This window comes from uncultured Granulicatella sp. (assembly GCF_963515095.1).
GTDB lineage: Bacteria > Bacillota > Bacilli > Lactobacillales > Aerococcaceae > Granulicatella.
Genome location: NZ_CAUPXD010000038.1, coordinates 1 through 11,597, shown reverse-complemented (window position 1 = coordinate 11,597; position 11,597 = coordinate 1). Strand labels below are relative to the sequence as shown.

The window sequence follows — 11,597 nt, the reverse complement described above, 5'->3', positions numbered from 1 at the left end:
ATAGGTAATATCTTTTTGTCTTTTTTTGGTACTTTGTTTCAAATAAAATTTGAGATCCAGGCTCAAATTTTAGCCATGAGACCGTAGGTCTGCTGGCGTCCTAATACTACAATAAGAAGTCTTTTTTTCTATACTTGAATGGCAGAAACAATTTGTTCTAAGTTTAGAATCATGGTTAAATCTTCGCTTAGAAAAACAAAATGATTGTTCGGCTGAATACAGCTTTTAATAATGCCTTTTTTAGTAAATTGTTGTAATTCACCTTTCGAATTATATTGTTCAAATAAAAGAGTAATTTCTTTTTTGAAATAGTAACTATTGTGAATCGTCTCAACAACATCAATTAATGGCATTACATCAGTATATGAAGTTGAATCTGTTGGAAATTGTAAACTGTTTAATAATGGTTGAATAAATGAATGAAATGGTTTTTTATATTGTTCCATAATAGGACCTCCCGAACAAATGTTTGTATTTGTATTATACGAACATTTGTTCTAAAATGCAAACATTATTTTAAAAAATAAAAAATTTTTTCAAAAAAAGTAGTGTTTCTTCCTATTTAACTATATTAATCATAGAGGAAGCGGGAGTAGAATTAACGTTTGATACATTTTATAAAGAAGGGTATAATAACAAAAGTAGGAATTTATTATCGAATCCAGACCTATGAGATGGGAGGTGTACTATGAGCCAAAAAATTGTAGAATCTGTTCAAGCTATTGAAAATCAAGCTCAACAATTAAAAGAAGATTTTCAAAAGAAAATTGATGAAGCAAAAATTCAAGCGAATCAAAAGATTTCTGAATCAAAAAAGAATGTAGAGATCGCTTTGTCGAATTATGAAAAAGAATTAGAGGATAAATATTCTCAAAAGAAATTGGATTTCCAAGAAGAATTAGCATCTCTTCAAAAAGAAGAAATTCAACAAATACAACAGGTATTTGAAGCCAATCGACAAGAATTGGTTCAGGAAACAATTAAGGAGGTGTTAAAACGATATGGCAATTGCTAAAATGAAAAAATTGATGTTTATTGCACCAAATCGTATTCAAAGCCAACTGATGGACGCGGTTCAAGAATTACAATCATTAGAATTCATTTCCTTAAGTCAAGGGCAATCCATGTTAGAAGAATCAAAACCTTCGAATCAAAAAAATCTTCAAGAGTTAGAAAGTAAGGTAGAACGATTACAAGAAGATATTCGCTTTTTAGAAAAATATCTCAAAGCACCTTCACTCATGAAAAAATTGAAAACTAAAAAAGAAACCTTTACGATTGAAGAACTTCAACAAACGGTTTCTAATTGGGATTATCAAACATTAATAGAGAGTGTTGAAAATTATCGAGTACAATTACAAAAATTTGAAGATAAAAATGCAGAGCTCGTTGAAACTGAAAATCTACTTAGAAAATGGGGGAATTTAGACTTCCATCCAAAGGAAATCTTTAAACAACCATTTACGAAGACGAAAATGGGGACGATTCCTCAAACAACGGATAATCGTTATTTAGAAAGTCTAAAAGAGAGTCAGTGGATTGTCGTTCAGGAAGTGTATCATACAAGAGAAGAAGTTGGAGTATTTGCAACTTATTCAAGAAAACATCAACAAGAAGCTAAAGAAGAATTAGCGAAAGTGAATTTTAGTGTGACATGGTACCCATTTGACCATAGCCCTAAAGAAGAATTGCAATTGAATTTAGAACGTCAAAAGCAATTAAAAGAAGCTAAAAATTCATTAGTACAAGAAATGCAACAACAAGAGGATCTTGTTAGAAAATTAAAATTGTACTGTGAATATGCGTTTAATGAATGGCAGAAAGAAATTGCAAAAGAACAATTGTATTCAGAGGAGCATTTATTCTGCTTACATGGTTATTTATGTGATGATGTGGTGGAACAAGCAAAACAACAAATAGAAGAGTATGGAATTGCTTCTCAAGTGACCGTAGTAGAATTGGAAATTGATCCAGAAGAATATGAAGAAGCTCCAACTGTCTTGAAAAACCATTCGCTCTTTAAACCATTTGAGATGATGATTGAGATGTATGGTTTACCAAAATATGGAGAGGTGGATCCAACGCCATTTACAGCGCCGTTTTATCTTGTGTTCTTTGGAATGATGTCTGCAGATATAGGATATGGACTTGTATTATGGTTAGCAACTTTCCTTGCGTTAAAACTGTTTGTATTAGATAAAGGAATGAAACGTAATTTAATGTTCTTCCATTTATTAAGTTATCCAACAGTGATTTGGGGAATTATCTTTGGTTCATTCTTTGGAGTGGATATGCCATTCCAACCATTATCGCTTTCAAAAGATTTAACGACGATTATGATTTTATCAATCATTTTTGGGGTTATTCAAATTATTGTAGGTCTATTTATAGGGGCTTATAGTAATTGGAAGAAAAAAGATTATGCTAATGCGTATACCACTCATATTGGATGGTTAGCGATTATTTTTGGCTTAATTTTATATTTAGTAGGTTCGATGATTTTAAATATACCGATTCTTGCAACTATTGGCTCATATGTAGCGATTATTGCAGCGGTACTAATTGTGATCGTATCTATGTTGACAAGTTCGAATAAATTTGCGGGCTTGGCAAGTGGTTTATATAACTTATATGGTATTAGTGGTTATGTGGGAGATGTTGTCAGCTATACTCGTTTGATGGCTTTAGCTGTATCAGGCGGTAGTATTGCAGCAGCATTTAACATGTTAGTGACTTTCTTACCACCAGTAGCAAGAGTTACAGTAGGAATTCTTCTGTTAATTGCGCTTCATGGGTTAAATATTTTCCTAACATTTTTAGGAGCTTATGTTCATGGATTAAGATTACAGTTTGTAGAATTCTTTGGTAAATTCTATGAAGGTGGCGGAAGAGCGTTAAAACCATTTAAAACGTATGAAAAATATATTGAAACAAAACAAAAATCAAATCAATAAGATGGAGGAAGATTTATTATGACAAACTGGTTAACATTTTTTACTGAAAATTCTGGAGGTTTCATTTTCGCAGCATTAGGAATGGCTGTAGCAAGTATTTTTTCAGGAATTGGTTCTTCAAAAGGTGTAGGGATTGCAGGGGAAGCTGCAGCAGCCTTAATTAAAGAACAACCTGAAAAATTCGTTCAAGCGTTAATTTTACAATTATTACCTGGTACTCAAGGGATTTATGGATTCATCATTGCATTCTTCATTATGCAAAAAATGAGCGCAACAATGCCTTTAAGTTCTGGTTTATACTTATTAATGGCAGCTTTACCAATTGCATTTACAGGTTTATTATCTGGTATTGCTCAAGGGAAAGTAGCAGCTGCTGGTGTTCAAATTTTAGCGAAAAAACCAGAAGAATCTACTAAAGGGATTATCTTTGCAGCCATGGTTGAAACTTATGCAATCTTAGGATTATTGGCTTCATTCTTAATTATCAATCAATTAGGTTAGGAGTTGGAACGTTTGAAAGATTTAGAGCAACTAAAACAACAAGTATTAAAAGAAGTCGAAGAAGATTTCTCACATCAATTGGCTGTTGCTACTAAAGAAGAAGAAGAACGTACAAATGTCATGAATGCAACTTTAGCAGAACAAGAAGTGGCAAAGAAAACTCAATTAAAACAACGTGCAAAACAACTTTGGGATAAAGAGAAACAATCTTTAGTCAATGCGAGTAAAAAAGAAATTTTACAAGAAAAAAGACGATTACTCGATAGCGTGTTTGATGAAGTTTACTCCTTAATGTCTGGATGGAGTGGCGTAACATTAGTACAGTTTATTCAATCGGCAGTAGCTCAATTACCTAAACAAGAAAAAATCACATTAGTGTTAGGGGAAGCAACAGCAAGTCAATTATCACAAGAAGATATTCACCAATTAACGAATGCTTCTGAATTAGAAGTGTCACAAACGACTTTAAAACAAAAAGTTGGATTTGTTTTACAACAATCAGGAATTGAATACAACTATTTATTCGATGCACTATTAAAGGATTTAAAACAAGAATACTCACCAGAGTTAGCTAAAAAAGCTTTTGAAAGATAGGAGGGATTTCAATGAATGATTTAGCTTATTCAGGAATCAATACTACTGTTCGTATTTTAGAACAACAATTACTTTCAAAAGATATCATGAATAGTTTATTAGCTTCAAAAGAGTTACAACAAGCTTTAGAAGTGTTACAAAAAACGGCTTATGGTTTTCAAACGGATGAATTATTGCAAACGAAACAATTTGATGCAGTATTAATGAAGCATTTGAAAAATCAGTATGAGGAATTATATGAATTAATGCCTACACCTGAATTATTAGATATTTTTTCAATTCGTTATACGTATCATAATTTAAAAGTGTTATTAAAAGAAAAATTTGCTAAAAAAGATTTTTCACATTTATTAGTACCCATTGGTCGTTATTCATTAGCAACCTTAAAACAATTAGTAGAAACTAGAGATTCTCAAGATGTTCCTAGCGTTATGGTGTCAGCTGTTCGAGAAGCTTATGAAGATTTTGAAAATTTTGAGCGATTAGAAACTGCTGACGTTTTTATGGATACTTATTATTTTAGACATTTAAGAATGCTAGAACGTCAATTGCAAGATGATAAAGTGACAGAATTTGTTAATTTAATGATTGATTTAGAAAATATTGCTACTTTAATTCGAGCAAGTGCTCAAAAACAATCAAGAAGCTTTTTACAAACGGTATTATCAAATGAAGGAACAGTATCGAAAACTCAATTAATCGATACATTCCAAGAATTAGGTTGGGCATCATTATTACAATTATTTGATGGTGTTTCTTATAAAGAAGAATTGGAAAGTATTTTATCTCAAGAAAACATTTCTGTATTGAAATTAGAATTGTTGAAAGACGAATGTATTTATCGTTATTTAAAAGATGCGACATTCGATGCTTTTGGACCTTATCCATCCCTTGCCTATATTCATGCTAGTGAAATGGAAGTGAAAAATATTCGATTGATTTTAGTAGGAATCGATAATGGGTTTAGTGAAGAACAATTAAGAGAAAGGATGCGACCAGTTTATGGCTCATAAAATTGCAGTTGTTGGAGATAAAGACTCAGTCCTTCCTTTCAAAATTCTTGGTTTTGATGTGTTTCCTGCTTATGAAAGTTTAGAAGCAAGAGAAACGATTGATCGATTAGCAAGTGAAGAGTATGGAATTATTTATGTAACAGAAGCGATTGCCTCTGAAATCGCTGAAACGATTCGTCGTTATGATGCAGTTGTTTCACCAGCAATCATTTTAATTCCAAATCATAAAGGTTCATTATCCATTGGAAAATCAAGAATTCAAGAAAATGTGGAAAAGGCTGTAGGTCAAAACATTTTATAATTCGTAAAATTTAGTTAAGAGGAGGTACTTCGGTGAAGAGCGGAAGAATCGTAAAAGTATCAGGACCATTAGTGACCGCTGAAGGTATGGAAGATGCAAATATTCAAGATATTTGTCATGTAGGTCACCTTGGACTGATTGGTGAAATTATTGAGATGCGTAAAGGCGTTGCCTCTATTCAAGTTTATGAAGAAACGTCTGGAATAGGACCAGGAGAACCAGTAACAACGACAGGAGAAGCACTTTCTGTTGAATTGGCTCCCGGAATCATCTCTCAAATGTTTGATGGAATTCAACGTCCATTGAATACATTTAAAGAAGTATCTAACAGTGACTTTTTAGTTCGTGGAACAGTAGTAGCCCCATTAGATCGTCAAAAAGAATGGGAGTTTCACGCAACAGTAGCAGTTGGACAAACTGTTGAAGCTGGAGACATTGTAGGTTATGTACAAGAAACAAAAGTTGTTCAACATAAAATTATGGTTCCTTATGGAGTAAAAGGAACAGTAACAAGTATTTCAAGTGGAACGTATCGTATTGAAGATACAGTTTATACAGTTGAAACAGAAGAAGGAGAAAAATCTTTCAACCTTATTCAACGTTGGCCAGTTCGTCAAGGACGTCCATTTAAAGTGAAGAAAAATACGGAAGTTCCAATGTTAACAGGACAACGTGTTATTGATACTTTCTTCCCTGTAACAAAAGGGGGAGCTGCAGCTGTACCTGGACCATTTGGAGCTGGTAAGACAGTTGTTCAACACCAAATTGCAAAATGGTCTGACGTGGATATCGTAGTTTACGTAGGTTGTGGTGAACGTGGAAATGAAATGACAGACGTATTAAATGAGTTCCCAGAATTGATTGATCCAACAACTGGAGAATCCATTATGGAAAGAACAATTTTAATTGCGAATACATCAAACATGCCTGTAGCAGCTCGTGAAGCTTCTATTTATACAGGGATTACAATTGCAGAGTATTTCCGTGATATGGGATACAGTGTTGCGATTATGGCGGATTCAACTTCACGTTGGGCAGAAGCATTACGTGAAATGTCAGGACGTTTAGAAGAAATGCCTGGGGATGAAGGGTATCCTGCTTACTTAGGTAGTCGTATTGCTGAATATTATGAACGTGCAGGACGTGTCGTTACTTTAGGTAGCGAGGGTCGTGAAGGGACAATTACTGCCATTGGTGCGGTATCACCTCCAGGGGGAGATACTTCAGAACCTGTTACTCAAAATACATTACGTGTTGCTAAAGTATTCTGGGGATTAGATGCAACATTGGCGCAAAAACGTCACTTCCCATCAATGAACTGGTTAACTTCTTATTCTCTATACAATCAAGAAGTTGGAAAATATATGGATGAACACATTCATGAAAATTGGTCATCAATGGTTCAACATGCAATGCAAACATTGCAAGAAGAAGCAAGTTTAGAAGAAATTGTACGTTTAGTTGGTTTAGAGTCATTATCTGAAAAAGACCGCTTAACAATGACAATTGCGAAATCCATTCGTGAAGATTACTTACAACAAAATGCGTTTGACGATGTGGATACATTCACTTCTCGTGAAAAACAATATCGTATGTTAGATTTAATTTTAACATTTGAAGAACAAGCAAGACATGCGATGAGCGTTGGTGCTTATTATGCAGAAATTATGGATGGCACAGAAGAAATTCGTGACCGTATTGCTCGTTCAAAATATATTCCAGAAAGTCAAATGGAACAATTTACAGCGATTAAAGAACAAATTCAAGAAGATGTTAAAGCAACTATTCAAAAAGGAGGAATGACAAATGCTTAAAGAATATCGTACGATTAGTGAAGTTGTCGGCCCTCTAATGATGGTTGAACAAGTAGAAGGCGTTAAATTTGATGAGTTAGTAGAAATCCAATTACAAAATGGAGAAACTCGTCATGGTCAAGTACTAGAAGTACATGAAGATAAAGCGATGGTACAAATTTTTGAAGGACCTAGCGGCATTAACATTCGTGATTCAAAAGTACGTTTTAAAGGGAAACCTTTATCGTTAAATGTATCAGAAGATATGGTTGGTCGTATTTTTGATGGAATGGGAAATGTGATTGATGGTGGTCCTGAATTATTACCGGAAGCATCTTTAGATGTAAATGGACAAGCGATTAACCCAGTTTCTCGTGACTATCCGGATGAATTTATTCAAACAGGAATTTCAGCAATCGACCATTTAAATACATTAGTTCGTGGACAAAAATTACCAGTATTCTCTGGTTCAGGTTTACCTCATAAAGAATTAGCGGCTCAAATTGCTCGTCAAGCTACTGTGTTAAATAGTGACGAAAAATTTGCGGTAGTATTTGCTGCAATGGGAATTACCTTTGACGAAGCAGAATACTTTATGGAAGACTTCCGTAAAACAGGAGCGATTGATCGTTCAGTTATGTTCATTAACTTAGCAAATGACCCAGCGATTGAAAGAATTGCGACTCCTAAAATTGCCTTAACAACAGCTGAATATTTAGCATATGAAAAAGACATGCACGTGTTAGTTATCATGACAGATATGACAAACTACTGTGAAGCATTACGTGAAATTTCTGCAGCTCGTCGTGAGGTTCCAGGTCGTCGTGGATATCCAGGTTATTTATATACAAACTTATCGACATTATATGAACGTGCGGGACGTTTAGTAGGACGTAAAGGATCTGTAACTCAAATTCCAATTTTATCAATGCCTGAAGATGATATTACACACCCAATTCCAGACTTAACAGGTTATATTACTGAAGGTCAAATTATTTTGGATCGTGCATTAGATAAACAAGGGATTCAACCTCCAATCAATGTATTGCCATCTCTTTCTCGTTTGAAAGATAAAGGTTCAGGTGAAGGAAAAACTCGTAAAGACCATGCTTCAACGATGAACCAATTATTTGCTGCCTATGCAACAGGAAAACAAGCAAAAGAATTAGCAGTCGTTTTAGGGGAATCTGCTTTATCAAAAACAGATAAATTATATGTTGAATTTACAGATCGATTCGAAAAAGAATACATCAGCCAAGGATTCCAAACGAATCGTACCATTCAAGAAACATTAGATTTAGGTTGGGAATTACTATCAATTTTACCTCGTACGGAATTAAAACGTATCAAGGATGAAATGCTTGATGAATTTTTACCTAAAGGGGAGTGATTCCTAAATGGTGAGATTAAATGTAAAACCAACAAGAATGGAATTGTCTAAATTAAAACAGCGATTAACCGTTTCTGTTCGTGGTCATAAATTATTAAAAGATAAGCAAGACGAATTAATGAGACAATTCATTGAGTTAATTCGTAAAAATAATGAATTACGTGATCAAGTTGAAAAACGTTTAACAGCAGGAATGAAAAGTTTTGTGTTAGCAAAAGCAACACTAGAAGAAGCTTTTATTGAAGAACTAGTAGCAATTCCTCCACAAAGTGTCACATTGAATTTACAAGAAAAAAATATTATGAGTGTTTCTGTTCCAGAAATGAATTTTACGGTAGTAGAACAAAATAAAGAGAGTGATTTTAAATATGGTTATTTAAACTCCAATAGTGAGATTGATCATTCAATTGAAGAAATTTCAGCCGTGTTACCAGATTTATTATCATTAACAGAAATTGAAAAAACTTGTCAGTTATTAGCTGATGAGATTGAGAAAACACGTCGAAGAGTAAATGCTTTAGAATATCGTATGATTCCTCAATTAGAAGAGACGATTTACTACATTGAAATGAAGTTAGAAGAACAAGAACGTGCAAGTATTACTCGTATTATGAAAGTAAAAGATATGGGTCAAAAATCATAATGAAGAAACAACAAAACGAGCATCTTGAAATGAAGATGCTCGTTTTTTGTTGTCGTTATTTTACCCAAATATGAAATGAATGAGGGTCAACTTCTTTTTCGGATAGGATGGTACTTTCACTAATCTGATAACGTAATAGTTTATTACCTACTAAAATTAATAAAGTGTCGTCATCTATTTGTTTCACATCTTTTAAAGAATCCTTATTAACATCAAACCCAAATTCAGATAAATCGATGAATTGTGAGGCGTAATTTGTTAAATGAAAAAGGGTGAACCCAATTTTTTTAGAATATACAGTTGAATGTTCAATGGCTACTAAATCACCTTTTAGTTCATATAGATTGCTAGGAGCAATTTCAGGTAAATCAATGAACTCTTTTGTTCCTGAATCCATATCATAGTGGAACATTTGTCCTAGAACTATTTTTTCTTTCGTAGAGTCTTTATGATAACCACTTGAAGTTGCGTATAAGTGATTTCCTCTTACCAAGCTATTGTTAAAGTAATAAGTGACTTCTGGTTGCTCGTATAACGGTTCTTTATAATTCAACTGTAATTTGCTGTCATGAAGAGAAAAATGATATAAATTATTTAGGGCCTGATGGTTTGAATCACCTTTGACATCTGTTCCTAAAAAATAAAGATGATTCCCCTCGTTTGAAAAGTCTGAAAGAATAACCGGTTCTTTAAAAATATATTTATCTACTTTTTTTAATGTTGAATCAAAAGTTGCTATATAATTTGAAGCGGAGGTGAAATAGTAATCAGGATTTGAGCCGGAAGATGTATAAGCATAGTCATCTGTTTTATGATATTTGATTTCTCCGGCTTTAAAGTCGATAGATGTCACTCTTCCAATGACACCGTGTGGTTTTCCTTCCTCAGAAAACACTAAATAACGATTGGATAGTTCTGAACGTTTAACTGTAGGATTAATTTGCCCTTTAACAATTTCTATTTTTTCATCAGAAACTTTTTTGAAATTAGAACCGTCCAGTTGATATCCTTCAATGTTGTGATATCCGACTATATAAAAATTAGCGTCTGATGAGATAGAAAAATGCTTAGGGAGCGAGTCAAGTAACTTTGGTGTTAAGAAAAGTGCTAATATTACGAGTATAATAACAACAGGAAAAATAAATTTTAGTTTTTTCGATTTCTTCTTCATAAATGATTTCCCCTTTCGCACTAAAAATGTAAACCTTTTCAATCTCGTCTTTATCATATTGAGTTTTTAGAAAAAAGTCAATATTTTATGTGCAGTGCATCGCAATATTTTTCCGGATTGTTTAAGAAAAAACACAGATAAAAATGAGGAGAAGATTATAATTTGTTGAGGAAGTGATATTTTTTCTGCTTTGGCTTGTTGTTCGAGTAAGGTTTATGATAAGATAGTAAAAAGCTGTAAAAAGAATGGAGTTTTGAGACGATTATGACAAAAAGAGGATTGTTAATCGTTTTATCTGGACCATCAGGCGTAGGGAAAGGAACAGTTAGAGCTGCAATTTTTTCAAAAGGGGAACAAAAATTTGTTTACTCAATTTCAGCCACAACTCGTAAACCACGAACAGGTGAAACAGATGGAGTCGATTATTTCTTCAAGACAAGAGAAGAATTTGAACAAATGATTCAAAATAAACAATTATTGGAATATGCTGAATATGTTGGGAATTATTATGGCACTCCACTAGAATACGTAGAAAATACATTGGAGCAAGGGAAAGATGTATTTTTAGAAATTGATGTACAAGGTGCCATTCAAGTTCGTGAATTAATGCCGGATGGAGTGTTTATTTTTTTAACGCCACCTGATTTAAATGAATTAGAAAGCCGTATTGTTAATCGAGGAACAGATTCCGATGAAGTAATTGCGAAGCGTATGAAAACAGCTCGTGAAGAATTAGAGTTGATGAAGTATTATGATTACTCTGTAGTGAACGATACAGTGGATAATGCTGTTCAAAAAATCGAAGCAATTATTCAAACGGAGCACTTGCGAATCGTTAGAAATTTAGATACTATAGAAGAGTTAGAAGAAATACTGGATGAAGAGTAGAAAGAGGTAATCTATTATGATGTTATATCCTTCAATTGATAAATTATTGAACAAAATTGATTCAAAATATTCTTTAGTAATTTTATCAAGTAAAAGAGCTCATGAATTACACCATCATGAACCACAAAAATTAGAAAACTATCAATCAGATAAAAATGTTGGCCGTGCGTTAGAAGAAGTTATCGCCGGTGAATTAGGAATTCGTGAAGATAGTATTCCTGAAGAAGTTTAATGATGAAGAAGCCTTGAAGTGGAGAAATCCCTTCAAGGTTTTTATTTTTTAAAATATATTTTAAGGTTCTATAATTTATAGGGTTGATGGAGAAAATCCACCAACCCTATTTTAGTG

General features: G+C 33.3%; 13 protein-coding genes. 11 read left to right on the top strand and 2 right to left on the bottom strand.

What is annotated here, in order from left to right:
- Positions 1 to 128: 128 nt before the first annotated feature.
- Positions 129 to 446 (bottom strand): hypothetical protein, encoded by a 318-nt coding sequence (locus RWL86_RS07680; protein ID WP_314078551.1) that lies wholly within the window; start codon positions 444 to 446, stop codon positions 129 to 131.
- Between the two features lie 242 nt (positions 447 to 688).
- Between RWL86_RS07680 and RWL86_RS07675 the strand changes: the two genes are divergently transcribed.
- Genes RWL86_RS07675 through RWL86_RS07635 form a run of 9 tightly spaced genes read left to right on the top strand, consistent with a single transcriptional unit; the run spans position 689 to position 9,189 of the window.
- The gene (locus RWL86_RS07675; protein WP_314078549.1) at positions 689 to 1,015 is read left to right on the top strand and encodes a hypothetical protein; all 327 of its coding nucleotides are present in this window, start codon (positions 689 to 691) and stop codon (positions 1,013 to 1,015) included.
- Positions 1,002 to 2,954: a V-type ATP synthase subunit I gene (locus RWL86_RS07670; RefSeq protein WP_314078546.1), complete on the top strand. Its 1,953-nt coding sequence runs from the start codon at positions 1,002 to 1,004 to the stop codon at positions 2,952 to 2,954. Before RWL86_RS07675 ends, RWL86_RS07670 begins: the two co-directional genes overlap by 14 nt.
- An 18-nt stretch (positions 2,955 to 2,972) precedes the next feature.
- The gene (locus RWL86_RS07665) at positions 2,973 to 3,455 is read left to right on the top strand and encodes a V-type ATP synthase subunit K (protein WP_227931014.1); all 483 of its coding nucleotides are present in this window, start codon (positions 2,973 to 2,975) and stop codon (positions 3,453 to 3,455) included.
- 12 nt (positions 3,456 to 3,467) lie between these two features.
- Positions 3,468 to 4,049: a hypothetical protein gene (locus RWL86_RS07660; protein ID WP_006703583.1), complete on the top strand. Its 582-nt coding sequence runs from the start codon at positions 3,468 to 3,470 to the stop codon at positions 4,047 to 4,049.
- Positions 4,050 to 4,060: 11 nt separating this feature from the next.
- The gene (locus tag RWL86_RS07655) at positions 4,061 to 5,062 is read left to right on the top strand and encodes a V-type ATPase subunit (protein WP_314078541.1); all 1,002 of its coding nucleotides are present in this window, start codon (positions 4,061 to 4,063) and stop codon (positions 5,060 to 5,062) included.
- The gene (locus RWL86_RS07650) at positions 5,052 to 5,363 is read left to right on the top strand and encodes a V-type ATP synthase subunit F (RefSeq protein WP_314078538.1); all 312 of its coding nucleotides are present in this window, start codon (positions 5,052 to 5,054) and stop codon (positions 5,361 to 5,363) included. Before RWL86_RS07655 ends, RWL86_RS07650 begins: the two co-directional genes overlap by 11 nt.
- Before the next feature lie 32 nt (positions 5,364 to 5,395).
- A complete protein-coding gene (locus RWL86_RS07645; RefSeq protein WP_006703586.1) occupies positions 5,396 to 7,177 on the top strand; it encodes a V-type ATP synthase subunit A in 1,782 nt (593 codons plus the stop codon).
- A complete protein-coding gene (locus RWL86_RS07640) occupies positions 7,170 to 8,546 on the top strand; it encodes a V-type ATP synthase subunit B (RefSeq protein ID WP_006703587.1) in 1,377 nt (458 codons plus the stop codon). The genes RWL86_RS07645 and RWL86_RS07640 overlap by 8 nt, the downstream gene beginning before the upstream one ends.
- A 7-nt stretch (positions 8,547 to 8,553) precedes the next feature.
- Positions 8,554 to 9,189, top strand: coding sequence for a V-type ATP synthase subunit D (locus RWL86_RS07635; protein ID WP_314078535.1), 636 nt, complete (start codon positions 8,554 to 8,556; stop codon positions 9,187 to 9,189).
- A gap of 55 nt (positions 9,190 to 9,244) precedes the next feature.
- Here RWL86_RS07635 and RWL86_RS07630 read toward each other — a convergent pair whose 3' ends face one another.
- The gene (locus RWL86_RS07630; RefSeq protein WP_314078534.1) at positions 9,245 to 10,360 is read right to left on the bottom strand and encodes a hypothetical protein; all 1,116 of its coding nucleotides are present in this window, start codon (positions 10,358 to 10,360) and stop codon (positions 9,245 to 9,247) included.
- 264 nt (positions 10,361 to 10,624) lie between these two features.
- Between RWL86_RS07630 and gmk the strand changes: the two genes are divergently transcribed.
- A complete protein-coding gene (gene gmk / locus RWL86_RS07625) occupies positions 10,625 to 11,248 on the top strand; it encodes a guanylate kinase (protein WP_314078533.1) in 624 nt (207 codons plus the stop codon).
- A 16-nt stretch (positions 11,249 to 11,264) separates the two neighbouring features.
- Positions 11,265 to 11,480, top strand: a complete 216-nt coding sequence (gene rpoZ / locus RWL86_RS07620; protein ID WP_314078531.1) for a DNA-directed RNA polymerase subunit omega — start codon at positions 11,265 to 11,267, stop codon at positions 11,478 to 11,480.
- Positions 11,481 to 11,597: the final 117 nt, after the last annotated feature.